The organism is Blastococcus sp. TF02-8, assembly GCF_003319175.1.
Classification (GTDB): Bacteria; Actinomycetota; Actinomycetes; order Mycobacteriales; family Geodermatophilaceae; genus Blastococcus.
Map to the genome: position 1 here is coordinate 62,767 of NZ_QOHK01000004.1, position 16,234 is coordinate 79,000.

Here is a 16,234-nt window from a genome sequence, read left to right on the forward strand (position 1 = left end):
GTCACGCGGGCGACATGCCGATGGCGAGTGTGTGACCCCGCCGGCCGCCCCGCAACGGCACCGCCCTGTGTGCTAGCTCACCCGGGTCGCCTCCCCCGCGCTGAGCCGCGCCGGGCAGCCGCCCTACCGTGACCCCCGGCACACCGATGGAGGAGGCAGCGTGCGCACGTTCGAGGGACGTACCGCCCTGGTCACCGGCGGCAGCCGGGGCATCGGGCTCGGTATCGCGAAGAGCCTGGTCGACCGCGGGGCACGGGTCGTGCTCACCGCCCGCAAGCCCGAGGCGCTCGCCGAGGCGGTGGAGTCGCTGGGCGGGGCCGAGGTCGCCGTCGCCGTCCCGGGGAACGCCGGGGACCCGGCGCACCGGGCCGAGGCCGTGCGCACGTGCGTCGACACCTTCGGCAGCCTCGACGTGCTGGTCGGCAACGTGGGCATCAACCCGGCGTACGGGCCGCTCATGGATCTCGATGCCGACGCCTTCCGCAAGATCCTGGACACCAACGTGGTCTCCGCGCTCGGCCTGGTGCAGGAGGCGTGGCGGGCGTGGATGGCCGAGCACGGCGGTTCGGTGCTGTTCGTCGCCTCGGTCGCCGGGCTGCGCTCCTCCCAGGAGATCGGCGCCTACGGCGTGAGCAAGGCGGCGCTGATCAACCTCACCACGCAGCTGGCCGTGGAGCTGGCCCCGACGGTCCGCGTCAACGCGGTCGCGCCGGCCGTGGTGAAGACCCGCTTCGCCGGCGCGCTGTTCGAGGGCCGCGAGGCCGAGGTGGCGAAGGCCTACCCGATGGCCCGGCTGGGGACCCCGGAGGACATCGGCGAGGCCGCGGCCTACCTGCTCGGCGACGGCGCGGGCTGGGTGACCGGGCAGACCCTGGTGATCGACGGCGGTGGTCTCTCCCGCGGACCGCGCTAGTCGCGGCCCAGGACCCGGGCGAGGACGTCGTCGGACTCGCCGTCCTCGCGGTAGCGCCGGCGACGCCGTCCGCCCGACGGCGGTGCGGCGGCGTTCTCGGCCAGGATCCGCGCCAGGCTCTCGGAGGTGTCCGGCGCGGCCGGCGGCGACCAGGACGGCGCAGCCGCGGGCCGCTCGGTGGTGGGCGCGTACTCCGGGGCCGGCGACCACGCGGGCGGCTCGTCCGTGCGGCGGCGGCGCGGGGCCTCAGCGGCCGGGGGGTCGGGCGGGAGGTAGGCGGGCGGCTGGACCGGAGCGGGCGGCATCGCCGAGGACGGGGTCACGATCGGCGACATGACCGTCGGTGGCGCCACCGACGGCGACATGGCGGGCCGCGGCTCGTCGGTCCAGCGCGGCGCGGGACCGGAGCCCAGGAAGGGGTCGGACTCGTGCGCGGCGGCCCGGTCGTGCCGGTCGAAGGCGGGCGGCGCGACGGCGGGGCGGGCCGGCTCGGCGGGGGCGGAGTACCGCACCTCGGAGAGATAGCTCGGCAGCGGCTCGTACGCCGGGGCCGGCGTGGGCTGCCACGGCGGCGTCACGGCGGGGAACGACGTCGTGGGCGGCGCCGGAGGGGCCGGCGGCGGGGCCGCGGCCGCCCAGGAGGGAGTGCTCCGGACCTGGTCGAACTGCTGCGTCCGGGCCGGTTCGTCCAACCGCACGGCGGGCCACCCGCCGGTCAGCTCGCGCGGCGGGGTGTCGTCGCTCCACTCGCCCGCTCCGTCGAGCGTGCGCGCGGGTCCGTCGATCCGCGGCGCCTCCCCCGGCAGCCGGCTGGCCTGGGTGCGCATCACGATGCGCTCGACCAGCATCTCGCTGGACAGCTGCTCGGCGAGCTCCGCGCGCAGCCGGCCCATGTCGTCCCGGAGGGCGCCGATCTGGCCGAGTTCGCCGCGCAGCGAGGTGAGCGCCGCGACGTCGTCCCGGAGCGCGGCGACCCGGGCGACCTCCTCGCGCAGGCCGGACAGCGCGGCGATGTCGCCGCGGAGGGCCGAGACGCGGGCCACCTCGTCGCGCAGCCCCGAGAGCGAGGCGATCTCGTGGCGGAGCGCGTCGAGCTCGTCGCGCATCGAGTCCTCGGCCTCGCGGCGGAGCTCGTGCTCCAGCTCCAGCTCGTACTCCCGCCGGGCGGCGACCTCCCGCTCCAGCTCCAGCTCGTAGGCGCGCCGGAGGTCCGCCTCGCGTGCCGCGGCCCGCACGCGGTCGGTGCCGCGGCGTCCGGCGGTGACCGTCGCGAGGACGAACGCCCAGGCCACGGCCACGACGGCGACCCGCAGCAGCTGCGGGTTGTCGGTCACGAACACCATCAGGGTGGCGACGCCGGCGAGCGCGAACCCCCCGGCCTGCACGAGGGTGCGGCGGTCGGGGAGGGCAGGGCCACGGGCGACGTCGTCGTCCTCGCGGCGGGGCATGGGTCCAGCGTAGCGACGAGCGACGTTCACGGGCAGCATCCGGGCCCGTGCCCTCCGTGGCGACCCGGGCGGGGACCGGTGCTCGGTGCGAGAGTGCCCGCGTGAGCCTCTCCCTGCTGGACTGGCGACGACGCGTCGCCGCGCTGCACGCCGCCGTCCGCGCGTCCGCCGATCCCGAGCGGGGCTGGCGGCTGTGGCGCGAGGGCCGCGACGAGCTGTTCGCCGGTCATCCCCAGTCGCCGCTCGACGAGGCGGCGCGCGCCGGCTTCACCGGACTTCCCGTCGCGCCCTACGACCCGTCGCTCCGCTTCGAGACGGCGGTGGAGCCGGCGGACCCGCTCAGGCTCGAGGTACCCACGGCAGGCGACGGTGTCGTCCCGCTGGAGCGGATCGGGGTCGTGGCGCTGCCCGGCGTGGGACGGCTGGACGTGTGGTGGGTCGCGCTCTACGGCGGCGGGATCTTCCTGCCGCTGCGCGACGGCACCGCCGGGAGCACTACGTACGGCGGCGGCCGCTACCTGCTCGACACCGTGAAGGGCGCCGACCTGGGCGGGGAAGGCGACCGGCTGGTGGTCGACCTCAACTTCGCCTACCACCCGTCGTGCACCTACGACCCGCGCTGGTCCTGCCCGCTCGCTCCCGAGGGCAACCGCGTGAGGGTGCCGGTCGCCGCCGGGGAGCAGCTGCCCCCCGGCGGCTGGTACTGACGATCAGGAGACCTGATCGTTCCGGGTCCTACCTCAGCACCGGTGGTGAGCCAGGACCCGGAACGGTGAGGGGGGACGTCGTCAGCCGTTGGCGAGGGCGCCGTCGGAGCTGAACACCAGTCCGATGGAGACCTCACCCTTCTGCAGGGCCGCCTTGGTCAGCGGGCCGCCGGCGTCCAGCTCGCGGAAGCTGTCGAACGTCAGGTCGTAGGTCTTCTCCAGGCCGGGCTGGCAGAACGGCCTGGTCGGGCACTCCGTGGGCCCACCGAGCACCAGGGAGCCGTCGCCGCAGGCGTCGGCCAGCTCGGACAGCGTGCTCACGCCCAGCTCGTCGGCCAGCTCCTTGGTGACGGCGAACGCGTTCTGGTCGGCCGCCTCCGACGGAGCCCCCACCACCAGGCCGTTCTGCTGGGCCAGGCCCTGGAGCGCCGAGAGGGTCTTCTGCACGTCACCGCTGGCGACCTGGCGGTTCTCGTCGCCGTCCAGGAACTCGGTGAGCGTGGAGAGGTACTCCGGGAACGCCTGGATCTCACCGCTCTTCAGCGCGTCGAGGTACAGGTCGCGGCTACCGGCGTCCCGGACCGAGGCGTCGAAGCCGGCCGAGCGGAGGACGTCGGCGTAGATCGTGGCCAGGATCGTGGACTCGGAGAAGTTGGCCGCGCCGACGACGACCGGGCCGCTGCCCTTCTGCAGCCCCTCGGTGACGCCGTTCTCCTCGACCCAGGCGGCCGCGACGTCCTCGGCGCTCTTCCGCTGCACGTCCACCGCGGCGTTCATCTCGACCAGCTCGTCGGTGGTCAGCGCCTTCGACACCGCGTCCAGCGCGGGGATCACGGCCGGCTGCGACTGCGCCAGCTGGGCGTTGACCGCAGGGACGATGTTGTCGGCGTTCTGCAGCTCCTGGTCGTCCTCCAGGACGACCAGCTGGTCGCCGGCGACCGGGGCGCACGCGTCCCCGGATGCCTGGGTGCCGTCGCCTCCCCCACCGGTACCGGAGGAACCCGACTCCCCGCACGCCGCGGTGAGGGCCGCGGCGAGGGCGAGCGGGAGGACGTAACGGATGCGCGCGCGCATGGATCCCGCCTTCTGTGTCCCGTGGCCCCGGGTTGGACCACGCGTGTCTGGCGGGAGGAACTCCCGCACGGCTATGCAACTAGGCATTCGTCGCGAGGACAACAGCTGGATGCACGCCTAGAGCGGAACGCCGGCCGCCGTCGGCTCCGGCACCGCCGACGGCGGCCGATTCCGCGCGACGAGGGCGGGCAGCCGGCGCGGGCCGGGGGTGACGAGCCAGGAGAGGACGACGAGCAGCAGCTCGGTGAGCAGGGCGAGGCCCGCGACGAGGATCGCGCCGGCCACCACCAGCCCGTAGTTCTGCTGCCCGAACCCGAGGTTCACGATCCGGCCCAGGCCGCCGCCTCCCACGAGCGCCGCCAACCCCGCCGTGGCCACGACCTGGACGGCCGCGGTGCGGATGCCGGTCATGACCAGCGGCATCGCCAGGGGCAGCTCGGCCCGCAGCACCACCTGCCGCCGGCCCATCCCCATGGCCCGCGCCGCCTCGCGCACGTCCGGATCGACTCCTCGCATGCCCACGAAGGTGTTGGTGAGCACCGGCGGGATCGCGAACACGGCGAGCGCGATCGTGGTGGCCCGGTTGCCGAAGCCGATCGGACTGACCGCGAAGAGGGTCAGCAGCGCCAGCGTGGGCACCGCGCGGCTCACGTTGGAGAGCACGACCACGGGCCCCGCGCCCCGGCCCGTCGTCCCCAGCAGCACGCCGACGGGCACCGCGAGCACCACCGCGGCGAGCACCGCCACGGCGGAGATGCCCAGGTGCTCCCCGAGCAGGTCCAGGATGCCGTCCCGGCGGGTCCAGTTGAACGGGTCGTTGAGGTAGATGAGGGCGTCGGAGAAGCCGTTCACGCCGCACCCACCCGCCGCCAGGGGGTCAGCAACCGTTCGATCCCGGCCAGGAGCACGTCGGCGGCGAGGGCCAGGAGCACGCAGCCCACCGTGCCGGTGACGATCTCGGCACGGTAGAAGTTCGCGTTGAAGCCGCCCACGATCAGCTGGCCGAGCCCTCCGTGACCGACGAGGACGCCGACGGTGGTGAGCGCGACGGTGGAGACCGTGGCGATGCGCAGCCCGGCCATGAACGTCGGCAGGGCGAGTGGCAGGTCCACGCGGACGAGCAGCTGCAGCGGGCCGTACCCCATGCCCCGGGCGGCCTCGCGGACGTCGGCCGGCACCGCCTGCAGCCCGGCCAGGAAGTTCCGCACCAGGATGACCAGCGAGTACAGGACCAGGCCCACGAGGACCGTGGTGGAGGTCAGGCCGGTCACCGGGAACAGGAACGCGAACATCGCCAACGACGGGATCGCGTAGACGAACGTCGAGAGCCCCAGCACCGTGCCGGACAGCCACCGGCTGCGACGGGCGACCAGCGCCAGGGGCAGGGCGATGACCGCCCCCAGCAGCACCGCGGCGATCGTGAGGCGCACGTGCTCGCCCAGATGCCCCAAGATGGTGTCCCAGTTCTCCGTCACGTACGACGGGTCGAACCACGGGTTCGGCGCCGCATCGACCGCCAGCACCGCACCACCGTCCGCGTTCAGCACCGAGCGCGCTCCAGGGAGGCCACGTCGTGGACGCTACTGCCGAGCCCACCGCCCTCGCAGCCCCCACGGGCGCGGAGGAGATCCGGCTGGAGGGTGTGAGCAAGGTCTACCCGGACGGGACCGTCGGCGTCGCCGAGCTGGACCTGACCTTCGCCGCCGGAGAGCTCAGCGTCCTGGTGGGACCGTCGGGCTGCGGCAAGACCACCACCATGAAGATGGTCAACCGGCTGGTGGAGCCCTCGACGGGACGGATCCTCCTCGGCGGGGAGGACGTCACCCGCGTCGACGCCGACGGGCTGCGCCGCCGCATCGGCTACGTGATCCAGAACGTCGGCCTGTTCCCGCACCAGACGGTGCGGGTCAACGTCGGCACGGTGCCCCGCCTCCTCGGCTGGGACCGCACACGGATCCGCGCGCGGGTCGACGAGCTCTTGGAGCTGGTGGGGCTGGACCCGGCCGTGCACGGCGACCGGTACCCCGCCCAGCTCTCCGGGGGTCAGCGCCAGCGCGCCGGGGTGGCGCGGGCGCTGGCCGCCGACCCGCCGGTGCTGCTGATGGACGAGCCCTTCTCGGCCGTCGACCCGGTCGTCCGTGAGCGGCTGCAGTCGGAGTTCCTGCGGCTGCAGGCCACGGTGCGCAAGACCATCGTCTTCGTCACCCACGACATCGAGGAGGCGGTGCGGATCGGGGACCGCATCGCGGTGATGAGCAGCGGCGGTCACGTGGAGCAGTACGCGACACCGGCGGAGCTGCTGGGGCGGCCGGCGAACGAGTTCGTGGCCGACTTCGTCGGTGCCGACCGGGGGCTCAAGCGGCTCGCGGTCACCGGCATCACGCCGGAGGACCTCGAGCACCCTCCGGTCGTGCAGGTGGACGACGGCCTCGGCGACGCGCGGGCCGTCCTCACCCGGGCCCGCGCCCGGTGGGCCGTCGTCCTGGACGAGAACCGGACGCTGCACGGCTGGCTGTCCATCGACCGCGCGAGCGGCACCGGCAGGGTGCGCGACGTCTGCCGGCGGATGGAGGCGTGGGTGCCCGTCGGGGCATCGCTGAAGGCGGCGTTCGCCCAGATGCTCCAGCTCGAGGCCGGCTGGGTCGCCGTCCTGGACGGGGACCGCTTCCTCGGCGTGCTCACGCCGGAGTCGCTGCACGCGGCCCTCCGTCGCTCGGTGGAGGGTGCGGTACCGGAGACCGCGGGGGCCACCCGGTCCTAGGAGCGGTCCTCCAGCAGGGGGCCGGCCACCCGGTACCGGGCACACACGAAGGCGCCGTTCGCCGCCGTTCCCGCGAGCTCCAGGTCCAGTCGCCGGGGCAGCAGCGGCCGGCCCGCGCCCAGGGTCACCGGCGCGATCGAGACCACGACCTCGTCGAGCAGCCCGGCCTCCGCGAACTGCCCGGCCAGGTCGCCCCCACCGACCACCCAGAGCGCCTTCCCGCCCGCCGCGGCCGTCATCGCCTCGAACACCGGGCGGACGTCACCCGAGGCGAACCGGATGTCCGCGCCGTGGACGGCGGGCAGTGACCGGCGGGTCATCACCCACGACGGCACGGCGTACGGCCAGGCCTCGACGGTCCCGTGCAGGTGGCCGGTGACCCACTCGTAGGTCGTCGACCCCATCACCGTGGCACCGACGCCGGCGAGGAACGTGTCGAAGTCGAAGGACCCGGAGTCACCGCCCTTCTGGCGCAGCAGCCAGTCCAGGGAGTCGTCGGGGTCGGCGATGAAGCCGTCCAGCGTGGTCGCTGTGCAGTAGGTCAGCATGGTGTTCCTCCCGGTGGGACGACGGATCTGCGGAGCCATTCGATGGGATCGCCGGTGTCGACCTCCTGGCCCGCCGCCCGCAGCAGGTGCCGCACCAGCTGACGGCGGTGCGCGGAGAAGGTCAGCACGTGCGCGACGACGCTGCTGAGGACGAAGCTCTCCGGCGGCTCGCAGAGGGCGTCGACCAGCCGGTCGTCCCAGCCGCCACGCCGGTCGACGTCCCGGACCACCGCCAGCCAGCGCGGGGCGGCGGCGTCGTGCCGCTCCAGCAGCCGGACCGGATCGGGGTCGGCGTCGCGGGCCGGGGTGTCGCGGCCCTCGATCGAGGCGAGCCAGACCTCCACCGAGAAGACCAGGTGCTCCAGCACCGCCTGGACCGACTCCTCGAGGCCGTCCCACGGCAGCACCACGAGGCCGGGCAGCCGCACGGCCCGGAACTCCTCGGCGGTCAGTCCCTTCGCCTGCTCGATCAGCAGGCGGACGTCGTCGATGTCGTGCGCGACCAGCTGCTCGGTCAGCGGGTTCATGACCTGCTCCGTGCTGTGCACCCACAGCGAGGTGGGCGGGTGGAAGTGGATGCCGTTGGGCGCCGGCAGCCAGTGGCCGGCGGCGGGATCGACCGCGCTCGGGGCGCGGCCGTAGGCGCGGGTGAAGGCACGGCTGAAGCCCTCGACCGACTCGTAGCCCGCCGCCCAGGCGACCTCGGTGACGGCGGCACCCTGCCCCAGCTGCCAGGCGGCGCGCTCGAGCATCACCCGCCGGCGCATGGTGACCGGGGCCTCGCCGGCGTTCCTGCTCAGCACCCGGCTGAAGTGGAACGGTGAGACGTAGGCGTCGCCGGCCATGTCCGCGAGGGTGCGGTTGTCCTCGTCGAGCACCGCGTCCAGCAGCTCGCGCAGGCGGTCCCGTCCCGTCATGCAGGCAGTCTCGCGCGCCACGACCGTGCGGCACCCGACCGTTCTTGCTCAGCTCAGCGGGACGGTTCCTGACCGGAGGACGGCGGCACCCGGCAGGCGGCCTCCAGCCACAGCGCGGCAGCGACCAGCGCCGCGGAGCAGACCAGACCGAGGCCCGCGGTGACCGTGTCGTTCCCCGCCGCCGTCAGCCGCCCGACCGCCGGTGCCACGTGCAGCAGGACGCCGCCCCACAGGCCCGCGACGACCGCTCCCGCGTAGGCACTGGCCTGGGCCAGGACCGCCAGCCGCGCCACCAGCATCGGCTCCACCGGGCGGACCGTCGCCGCGCTGGCGTCCGCGACCGCCGGGCCACGACCGGCGCGGGCCTCCCGCTCCGCCTCCAGACGGGACCGCAGCGTGCGGGCGCCCAGCGCCTCGGCGAGCGCCAGGACGGCGAGCGGGAGCGGCAGCCACCAGCGCAGCTCCGGCAGCAGGCCGTACGAGGTGCGCACGAGCAGCCAGCCCGCCACGGCGAGGCCGGCGGCGAGGGCGAGCAGGTCGCGACGGCGGACGGGGCTCACGGCCGGCTCAGTGGAGGTGGTCCCAGCGCACGACGGCGGCCACCTCGGCCGGGTCGAGCGCGGCGATCAGCTCCGAGACCCGGCCGTGCCCGGGCAGGACGGCGGTGGGCTCGACGACGTCCCACGGGACGAGCACGAAGGCGCGCTCGTGCGCCCGCGGGTGCGGCAGCGTCAGCTGCGGGTCGGCGGAGAGCACCGGCTGCCCGTCGTCGTCGGTGACGGTCACGACGTCCACGTCCAGCGTGCGCGCCCCCCACCGCACCTCGCGGGTCCGGCCGGCCGCCTGCTCCAGCTCGCCGGCCCGGGCCAGCCACCCCCGGGCGTCGCGGTCGCCGCGCACGACCGCGATCGCGTTCAGGTACGGCGGCTGCTCGACCGGCCCCCACGGCGGCGTCTCGTACAGCGTCGACCGCGCGACCAGCACCCCCTCGTCCTTGAGCGCGGTGAGCGCGGACCGCAGCGCGGCGGCGCGGTCACCGAGGTTGGCGCCCAGCGAGAGAACGGCTCTCGTCATCGGCGCTGCCGCCGGATGCTCACGGTGACGTCGTCGAAGGGGACGCCGAGCTCGGCCTCGGGCTTGTGCACGGTGATCTCCACGGCGTCGACCAGCTCGTTCGCCAGGCACACGTCGGCCAGCTGCTGGGCGAGGGTCTCCAGCAGGTTCACCGGGTCGCCGGTCAGGACGCGGTGCAACTGCTGCGCCAGATCGGCGTAGTTCACCGTCCGGTCGAGGTCGTCGCCCGCGGCGGCCGCCGATGTGTCCAGCTCCAGGACGGCGTCGACCCGGAACATCTGCCCGCGTTCGCGCTCGAAGTCGTAGACGCCGTGGTGGGCGTGCGCGCGGATGCCACGGACGGCGATCCGGTCGGGGGTTCCGGGCGCGGACCACTCACCCACGGCTTGCTCCTCTCGCCGCGCGCACCGCGGCCACCGTGCGGACGGCGTCGACCGAGGCTGCGGCGTCGTGCACCCGCACGCCCCAGGCGCCGGCCTCGGCGGCCAGCACCGTCGTGGCCAGCGTGGCGGCGTCGCGCTGCTCGGCCGGCCGGGGCTCGTCGTCCGGGCCGGCGAGCAGCCGGCCCAGGAAGGTCTTCCGCGAGGCGCCCACGAGGACCGGCAGTCCCAGCGCGATCAACCGGTCGAGGCCGGCCAGGAGCGCCCAGTTGTGCTCGGCGCGCTTGGCGAACCCGAGCCCGGGGTCGAGCACCAGCTGCTCGGGCCGCACGCCGGCGGCGACGACGTCCTCGACGCGGGCCATCAGCTCGGCGCAGACCTCGGTGACGACGTCGCCGTAGCGGGCCGCCGCGTACATCTCCCGGCTGTGCCCGCGCCAGTGCATCAGCACCCACGGCACGCCGGTCCCGGCGACGAGGTCGGCCATGTTCTCGTCGGCCAGACCACCGCTGACGTCGTTGACGAGCACCGCGCCCGCGGCCAGCGCCGCCTCCGCCACCTCGGCGCGGGTGGTGTCGACGCTGGTGCGCACCCCGGCGGCTGCCAGTCGCCGGATCACCGGGACGACCCGGCGGCACTCCTCCTGGGCGTCGACCCGGTCGGCGCCGGGGCGGGTGGACTCGCCGCCGACGTCGACGTAGTCCGCGCCTGCGGCGTGCATCGCCAGCCCGTGCGCGACGGCGACCTCGGGGTCGGCGAAGCAGCCGCCGTCGGAGAACGAGTCGGGGGTGACGTTCAGGACGCCCATGACCACGCACCGGTCGGGGCGCGGCACGGTGATCACCTGCCCAGCACCAGGCTCATGGCCTCGCTGCGGGTCGCCGCGTTGTCCCGGAAGATCCCCCGGACCGCCGAGGTGACGGTGGAGGAACCGGGCTTGCGGATGCCCCGCATGGCCATGCACAGGTGCTCGGCCTGGATGACCACGAGCACGCCCCGCGGCTTCAGGGCGTCGTTGAGGGCGTCGGCGATCTGCCGCGTCATCCGTTCCTGGACCTGGGGACGGCGGGCGTACACCTCGACCAGCCGGGCCAGCTTGGACAGGCCCGTCACCCGCCCGTCGTGACCCGGGATGTAGGCCACGTGGGCCACACCGTGGAACGGCACCAGGTGGTGCTCGCAGGTCGAGTACATCGGGATGTCCTTGACCAGCACGAGCTCGTCGTGGTCCTCGTCGAACGTCGTCGCGAGGATCTCGTACGGGTCCTGCCAGAGCCCGGCGAAGGTCTCCGCGTAGGCACGGGCCACCCGCGCCGGGGTGTCGCGCAGCCCGGCGCGGTCGGGGTCCTCCCCCACCGCGATGAGCAGCTCGCGGACCGCCGCGGCGGCCCGCTCGTGGTCGACGCCAGGGGCCGGCGTCAGCAGCACGTCCTCCGGCTCGGCCGGGATCTCGCTCATCGCTGGGCGGGGGCCCCGACGTCGCCGACGGGGGTCGTGTCCTGCGGTGCGCTCCCGTTCTGCGCGGCCCGCTCGGACGGGGTGAGCACCGGCGGCTGGTCCGACGGCGTGCGCTTGCCGAAACCGTTGTACGGGGCGAGCGAGGGACGCTTGACGACCGGCGCGCAGATGCGGGCCATGTCGTCCTTGGAAAGCGTCTCCTTCTCGATCAGCTCCAGCACCAGCTGGTCGAGGACCTCCCGGTACTCCACCAGGATCTCCCACGCCTCGTCGTGCGCGGCCTCGATCAGCGCCCGGATCTCGGCGTCGATGTCGGCGGCGACCGCCTCGGAGTAGTCCGGACGGCTGCCCATGTCCCGGCCGAGGAACGGCTCGGAGTCGCTGCTGCCGTACTTGACCGCCCCCAGCTTGGCGCTCATGCCGTACTGGGTGACCATCGCGCGGGCCATCCCGGTGGCCTTCTCGATGTCGTTGCCCGCGCCCGTCGTGGGCTCGTGGAAGACGAGCTCCTCGGCCGCCCGGCCGCCCAGGGCGTAGGCCAGGGTGTCGATCATCTCCGAGCGGGTCTGCGTGTACTTGTCCTCGGTCGGCAGCACGAGCGTGTGCCCGAGCGAACGGCCACGCGGCAGGATCGTCACCTTGTGCACCGGGTCCAGGTTGGGCAGTGCGTGCGCCACCAGGGCGTGGCCGCCCTCGTGGTAGGCGGTGACCTTCTTCTCCTTCTCGCTCATCGCCCGCGTCTTGCGCTCGGGGCCGGCGATGACGCGGTCGATCGCCTCCTCGAGCGTGGCGTCGGTGATGAGCGAGCCGTTGGCGCGCGCGGTCAGCAGCGCGGCCTCGTTGAGGACGTTGGCCAGGTCGGCACCGGTGAAGCCGGGGGTGCGGCGGGCGACGGTCTCGATGTCGACGTCCGGCGCGAGCGGCTTGCCCTTCGCGTGCACCGACAGGATCGCCTTGCGGCCCTCCAGGTCGGGGCGGTCGACGGCGATCTGCCGGTCGAACCGGCCGGGGCGCAGCAGGGCCGGGTCGAGGATGTCGGGCCGGTTGGTGGCCGCGATGAGGATGACCCCGCCCTTGACGTCGAAGCCGTCCATCTCGACCAGCATCTGGTTGAGGGTCTGCTCGCGCTCGTCGTGCCCGCCGCCCATGCCGGCGCCGCGGTGCCGTCCGACGGCGTCGATCTCGTCGACGAAGATGATCGCCGGGGCGTTGGCCTTGGCCTGCTCGAACAGGTCACGGACGCGGCTGGCGCCGACGCCGACGAACATCTCGACGAAGTCCGAGCCGGAGATGGAGAAGAACGGCACGCCGGCCTCGCCGGCGACGGCGCGGGCCAGCAGCGTCTTGCCGGTCCCGGGCGGGCCGAACAGCAGCACGCCCTTGGGGATCTTCGCGCCGACGGCCTGGAACTTCACCGGGTTCTGCAGGAAGTCCTTGATCTCGTGCAGTTCCTCGACGGCCTCGTCGGCGCCGGCGACGTCGGCGAACGTCGTCTTTGGGGTGTCCTTGGTGACCTGCTTGGCCTTGGACTTGCCGAACTGCATGACCCCGCGGCCGCCACCCTGCATGGAGTTGAACAGCCAGAAGAGCAGGAGCAGCAGGATCAGGAAGGGCAGGAAGCTCACCAGGAGGCTGACCAGCAGGTTGTCCTGGGTGACGTTGGTGTCGAACCCGTCGGCGACGTCGGAGTCGCCCTTGCGGAGCAGGTCGACGATCTGCTCCTCGATGGCCGCCGGGTAGGAGGCCGTGACCTGGTCGCTGCCCTGGACCTCCTTCTTGAGGTCGAGGTCGAGCGTCTGCTCCTTGGTGTTCAGGGTGGCGGACTCGACGTTGCCGCGCTCGATCTGCTCGAGGGCCGTGGAGGTCGAGATCTCCTTGTAGCCACCCTGGTTGCCGATGACGGAGGAGACCGTCAGGGCCAGGAGGATGACCAGGACGATCCAGAACCAGACGGAGCGGAAGATCTTCTTACGTTCCATACACCGATGCCGGGAGCCGGCGTACCGGCCTGCCCGTCGACCCTCCTGATCGTCCCCAGGACGCCGCCGGCGGCCCGGGTGGGGACCCCGGCGCTCGGAGCAGCGTCGTCACGATCGACGGTACACCGGGGACCCTGGGGATCCCCTGCCCGCGAGCTGGGAGGCGTCCTGCATCCCTCGGGCGGAGGACACCCCGCGCCTCAGCTGGAGTACACCTCGGGCTTGAGCGTCCCGATGTAGGGGAGGTCCCGGTACCGCTCGGCGTAGTCCAGGCCGTACCCGACGACGAACTCGTTCGGGATGTCGAAGCCCACGTACTTGACCGGCACCTCGACCTTGATCGCGTCGGGCTTGCGCAGCAGGGCGCAGACCTCGAGGGACTCGGGTGCGCGGCCGCCGAGGTTCTTCAGCAGCCAGGACAGCGTCAGGCCGGAGTCGATGATGTCCTCGAGCACCAGCACGTGCTTGCCGGTGATGTCGCGGTCGAGGTCCTTGAGGATCCGGACGACGCCGGAGGAGCTGGTCGAGGAGCCGTAGGACGAGACGGCCATGAACTCCATCTGCGTCGGCAGCTGCAGTGCGCGGGCGAAGTCGCTCATGAACAGCACGGCGCCCTTGAGCACGCCGACGAGCAGGACCTCCTTGCCCGCGTAGTCGGCGGCGATCCGGGCCGCGAGCTCGGCGATCTTGGCCTGGATCTGCTCCTCGCTGAGGAGCACGTGGTCGATGTCCGGGCCGTAGCCGTGGTCGGGACCGAGGGCCCCGGGGGTGCTGGCGGGCTCCGTCGTCACGGAAGGGGCTCCTCGAGGGGTGCGGGTCCGGGATCCGCGCGCCGGACCTCCGGCGGCAGGACCACCAGACTGCCAGACGCCCGGACGACGCCTGCGCCACCGGGTAGGTCGACCCGGCCCTGCCCGCGCCATCGTGTGACGAGCGCCTCGACGGCGCGCAGGTGCACTGCCTGCAGGTCGGGGATCCCGGCAGCGAGCAACCACCCCCGGAGCACCCGACGTCGGACCGCTGCGGGCAACGGCTCGAGCGGGCGGGCGGGCAGGCTGCCGTCCCCGACCTCGCCGGCGAGCCTGGCGAGCTCCGCGGCGGCGATCCCGTCGAGGGCGTCGAGGTCCTCCCGCACCAGCGCCGCGGTCCGCGCGAGAGCCGGTGCGACGCCGCCGCCCAGCACCTCCTCCAGCAGCGGCAGGGCCTCGGTGCGCAGGCGGACCCGCGTGTAGGCGGGATCGACGTTCCACGGGTCGTCCCACACCGGGAGCCCCTGGTCGGCGCAGGCCTCCCGTGTCGTGGCCCGCCGGACGCCGAGCAGCGGGCGCCAGAACGGTGGCCGGTCCTCGACCATGCCGGCCACCGAGCGCGGGCCCGAGCCCCGGCCCAGGCCGAGCAGCACCGTCTCGGCCTGGTCGTCGAGGGTGTGGCCGAGCGCGATGCGGGCGTCGTGCTCGACGGCCGCGGACGCGAGCGCGGCGTACCGGGCCTCACGGGCGGCACCCTCCGGACCTCCCGCTTCCGTCACCTGCACCGGCAGGACGAGGACGGGGTCCAGGCCGAGCCGGGCCAGCAGCTCCGCGGTCTCGCGCGCCCGCTGGGCCGATCCCGGCTGGAGGCCGTGGTCGACCGTCACGCCGCCGACCCGCACGCCGGCGTCCCGGGCCTCGAAGGCGAGCGCGGCGGCCAGCGCCACCGAGTCCGCTCCCCCGCTGCAGGCGGCCAGCACGGGGTGCGGCGAGCGGCGCAGACCGCCGCGGACGGCGTGCCGCAGGACGGCGACGGCGCGAGGCGGCCCGCTCACCCGGCGGTCAGGCGAGGACGGCGGGGCGGCCGAGCACCCGCTCGACCCACCGCTCCGGCGCCGTGAGCTCCTCGATGCGCGGCAGGTTCTGCGGACCTTCCCAGACCCGGTTGAACCCCTCCATGCCGACCAGGTCGACGACGCCGCCCACGAAGACCCGCCCCTCGGCGTACTGCTTCATCTTCTGCTCGAGGCCGAGGAGCCGGCGCAGCACCCGGTCCAGCGGGCCGGCGCCCTTGCGGCGCTGGGCGAACCGCTTGCGCAGCGTGCGCACCGACGGCACGACCTCGGGGCCCACGCCGTCCATCACGTACTCGGCGTGACCCTCGACCAGGCTCATCACGGCGGTCACCCGGTCGAGCACCGCGCGCTGCCGCGGGTCCCGGACCAGCGCCATGAGCCCCTCGGACTCGCCCGACTGCCCGCCGCGGACCGCGTCGACGACCCCGCGCAGCAGGTCCTGCAGCCGTTCCCGCAACGCCTCGGGCGCGAGATCGGTGGCGGCGACGAACTCCGCGATCTGCTCCTCCAGGTAGCCGTGCAGCCAGGGGACGGCGGTGAACTGCAACTGGTGGGTGACCTCGTGCAGGCAGACCCACAGCCGGAAGTCCGACGGGTCGACGCCGAGCTTGCGCTCGGTGGCCACGATGTTCGGCGCGACGAGGAGCAGCCGGCCCCCGGTGCCGAAGATCTCGTACTGGCCGAGCACGCGGCTGGAGAGGAAGGCGAGCAGCCCGCCCGCCTGCAGCCCGGTGGCGCGGGAGCCGATGGCGGTGGCGAGGACGCCGGGCCGGCTGTCCTGCTGCTCGGCCAGCTTCTCGACCAGCGGGTCCAGCAGGGCCGCCATGCCCCGGGCGTTCGCGTCGGCCCACGCGGGCCGGTCGACGACGGCGACCTCGGGCACCGGGCCGCCGGGTGCCGGGCTCAGGCCGGTCAGCGCCTCCACGTGGGCGACCGCGGTGGCCGCGGCCTCGTGCAGCTCGCGGACCACGGCGGCGGCGTCCTCCCGCGTGGTGGACGGCCCCGGGCTGACCAGCCGGCGGGCGGTGCGTCCGGCCAGGGCCCAGTCGACCATCGAGGAGGCGCTGCTCATCGCTTCACCGTACGTGGTGACGGACCGGGACGGCCGCCCTTCAGGGACCCGGCCGAGCCGGCGAGGAGAACGGGGTCC

General features: G+C 74.0%; 18 protein-coding genes. 3 read left to right on the forward strand and 15 right to left on the reverse strand.

The features are described from left to right. Window positions 1-160: 160 nt before the first annotated feature. Window positions 161-913: an SDR family oxidoreductase gene (locus DQ237_RS09495; protein WP_113799558.1), complete on the forward strand. Its 753-nt coding sequence runs from the start codon at window positions 161-163 to the stop codon at window positions 911-913. Here the strand turns inward: DQ237_RS09495 and DQ237_RS09500 are convergent. Further along, the gene (locus tag DQ237_RS09500) at window positions 910-2,361 is read right to left on the reverse strand and encodes a DUF6779 domain-containing protein (protein ID WP_113799560.1); all 1,452 of its coding nucleotides are present in this window, start codon (window positions 2,359-2,361) and stop codon (window positions 910-912) included. The two genes, DQ237_RS09495 and DQ237_RS09500, sit on opposite strands and share 4 nt — an antisense overlap. A gap of 101 nt (window positions 2,362-2,462) precedes the next feature. Between DQ237_RS09500 and DQ237_RS09505 the strand changes: the two genes are divergently transcribed. Beyond that, the gene (locus DQ237_RS09505; RefSeq protein ID WP_113800058.1) at window positions 2,463-3,068 is read left to right on the forward strand and encodes a DUF1684 domain-containing protein; all 606 of its coding nucleotides are present in this window, start codon (window positions 2,463-2,465) and stop codon (window positions 3,066-3,068) included. Window positions 3,069-3,149: 81 nt separating this feature from the next. Here the strand turns inward: DQ237_RS09505 and DQ237_RS09510 are convergent, their stop codons facing one another. From DQ237_RS09510 to DQ237_RS09520, 3 genes are all read right to left on the reverse strand, one after another. Next, on the reverse strand, window positions 3,150-4,142 hold the full coding sequence (locus DQ237_RS09510; RefSeq protein WP_113799562.1) for a glycine betaine ABC transporter substrate-binding protein: 993 nt from the start codon (window positions 4,140-4,142) through the stop codon (window positions 3,150-3,152). Between the two features lie 117 nt (window positions 4,143-4,259). Next, window positions 4,260-4,994 (reverse strand): ABC transporter permease, encoded by a 735-nt coding sequence (locus tag DQ237_RS09515; protein ID WP_113799564.1) that lies wholly within the window; start codon window positions 4,992-4,994, stop codon window positions 4,260-4,262. Continuing rightward, window positions 4,991-5,689, reverse strand: a complete 699-nt coding sequence (locus DQ237_RS09520; RefSeq protein ID WP_113799566.1) for an ABC transporter permease — start codon at window positions 5,687-5,689, stop codon at window positions 4,991-4,993. The genes DQ237_RS09515 and DQ237_RS09520 overlap by 4 nt, the downstream gene beginning before the upstream one ends. Window positions 5,690-5,715: 26 nt before the next feature. Between DQ237_RS09520 and DQ237_RS09525 the strand changes: the two genes are divergently transcribed. Beyond that, complete coding sequence (locus DQ237_RS09525) at window positions 5,716-6,903, forward strand: ABC transporter ATP-binding protein (RefSeq protein ID WP_113799568.1); 1,188 nt, start codon at window positions 5,716-5,718, stop codon at window positions 6,901-6,903. On the opposite strand, the gene DQ237_RS09530 is transcribed toward DQ237_RS09525, so the two are convergent. The 11 genes from DQ237_RS09530 to DQ237_RS09580 form a co-directional block, all read right to left on the reverse strand. Further along, entirely contained in the window at window positions 6,900-7,451 is a 552-nt protein-coding gene (locus tag DQ237_RS09530) for a dihydrofolate reductase family protein (RefSeq protein ID WP_113799570.1), read from the reverse strand. The two genes, DQ237_RS09525 and DQ237_RS09530, sit on opposite strands and share 4 nt — an antisense overlap. Further along, on the reverse strand, window positions 7,445-8,368 hold the full coding sequence (locus DQ237_RS09535; RefSeq protein ID WP_113799572.1) for a helix-turn-helix domain-containing protein: 924 nt from the start codon (window positions 8,366-8,368) through the stop codon (window positions 7,445-7,447). Before DQ237_RS09535 ends, DQ237_RS09530 begins: the two co-directional genes overlap by 7 nt. A gap of 53 nt (window positions 8,369-8,421) precedes the next feature. Then, window positions 8,422-8,928: a DUF3180 domain-containing protein gene (locus DQ237_RS09540; protein ID WP_113799574.1), complete on the reverse strand. Its 507-nt coding sequence runs from the start codon at window positions 8,926-8,928 to the stop codon at window positions 8,422-8,424. A gap of 7 nt (window positions 8,929-8,935) precedes the next feature. Continuing rightward, on the reverse strand, window positions 8,936-9,442 hold the full coding sequence (folK, locus tag DQ237_RS09545; protein WP_113799576.1) for a 2-amino-4-hydroxy-6-hydroxymethyldihydropteridine diphosphokinase: 507 nt from the start codon (window positions 9,440-9,442) through the stop codon (window positions 8,936-8,938). Continuing rightward, a complete protein-coding gene (gene folB, locus DQ237_RS09550) occupies window positions 9,439-9,825 on the reverse strand; it encodes a dihydroneopterin aldolase (RefSeq protein WP_113799577.1) in 387 nt (128 codons plus the stop codon). Before folB ends, folK begins: the two co-directional genes overlap by 4 nt. Then, on the reverse strand, window positions 9,818-10,657 hold the full coding sequence (folP, locus tag DQ237_RS09555) for a dihydropteroate synthase (protein WP_240619537.1): 840 nt from the start codon (window positions 10,655-10,657) through the stop codon (window positions 9,818-9,820). The genes folB and folP overlap by 8 nt, the downstream gene beginning before the upstream one ends. Window positions 10,658-10,662: 5 nt before the next feature. After that, window positions 10,663-11,280, reverse strand: a complete 618-nt coding sequence (gene folE, locus DQ237_RS09560; RefSeq protein ID WP_113799579.1) for a GTP cyclohydrolase I FolE — start codon at window positions 11,278-11,280, stop codon at window positions 10,663-10,665. Next, a complete protein-coding gene (gene ftsH / locus DQ237_RS09565) occupies window positions 11,277-13,259 on the reverse strand; it encodes an ATP-dependent zinc metalloprotease FtsH (protein ID WP_113799581.1) in 1,983 nt (660 codons plus the stop codon). The genes folE and ftsH overlap by 4 nt, the downstream gene beginning before the upstream one ends. A 200-nt stretch (window positions 13,260-13,459) precedes the next feature. Beyond that, entirely contained in the window at window positions 13,460-14,050 is a 591-nt protein-coding gene (gene hpt / locus DQ237_RS09570; RefSeq protein WP_113799583.1) for a hypoxanthine phosphoribosyltransferase, read from the reverse strand. Beyond that, on the reverse strand, window positions 14,047-15,063 hold the full coding sequence (tilS, locus tag DQ237_RS09575) for a tRNA lysidine(34) synthetase TilS (protein WP_113799585.1): 1,017 nt from the start codon (window positions 15,061-15,063) through the stop codon (window positions 14,047-14,049). Before tilS ends, hpt begins: the two co-directional genes overlap by 4 nt. Window positions 15,064-15,070: 7 nt before the next feature. Further along, complete coding sequence (locus tag DQ237_RS09580; RefSeq protein WP_113799587.1) at window positions 15,071-16,156, reverse strand: zinc-dependent metalloprotease; 1,086 nt, start codon at window positions 16,154-16,156, stop codon at window positions 15,071-15,073. Window positions 16,157-16,234: the final 78 nt, after the last annotated feature.

Excerpts from the sequence above, each read along its gene's own strand:
- DQ237_RS09500 (WP_113799560.1), bottom strand. The coding sequence starts at position 2,361 with ATGCCCCGCCGCGAGGACGACGACGTCGCCCGTGGCCCTGCCCTCCCC.
- DQ237_RS09510 (WP_113799562.1), bottom strand. The coding sequence starts at position 4,142 with ATGCGCGCGCGCATCCGTTACGTCCTCCCGCTCGCCCTCGCCGCGGCC.
- DQ237_RS09530 (WP_113799570.1), bottom strand. The coding sequence starts at position 7,451 with ATGCTGACCTACTGCACAGCGACCACGCTGGACGGCTTCATCGCCGAC.
- DQ237_RS09535 (WP_113799572.1), bottom strand. The coding sequence starts at position 8,368 with ATGACGGGACGGGACCGCCTGCGCGAGCTGCTGGACGCGGTGCTCGAC.
- folK (WP_113799576.1), bottom strand. The coding sequence starts at position 9,442 with ATGACGAGAGCCGTTCTCTCGCTGGGCGCCAACCTCGGTGACCGCGCC.
- folE (WP_113799579.1), bottom strand. The coding sequence starts at position 11,280 with ATGAGCGAGATCCCGGCCGAGCCGGAGGACGTGCTGCTGACGCCGGCC.
- ftsH (WP_113799581.1), bottom strand. The coding sequence starts at position 13,259 with ATGGAACGTAAGAAGATCTTCCGCTCCGTCTGGTTCTGGATCGTCCTG.
- DQ237_RS09580 (WP_113799587.1), bottom strand. The coding sequence starts at position 16,156 with ATGAGCAGCGCCTCCTCGATGGTCGACTGGGCCCTGGCCGGACGCACC.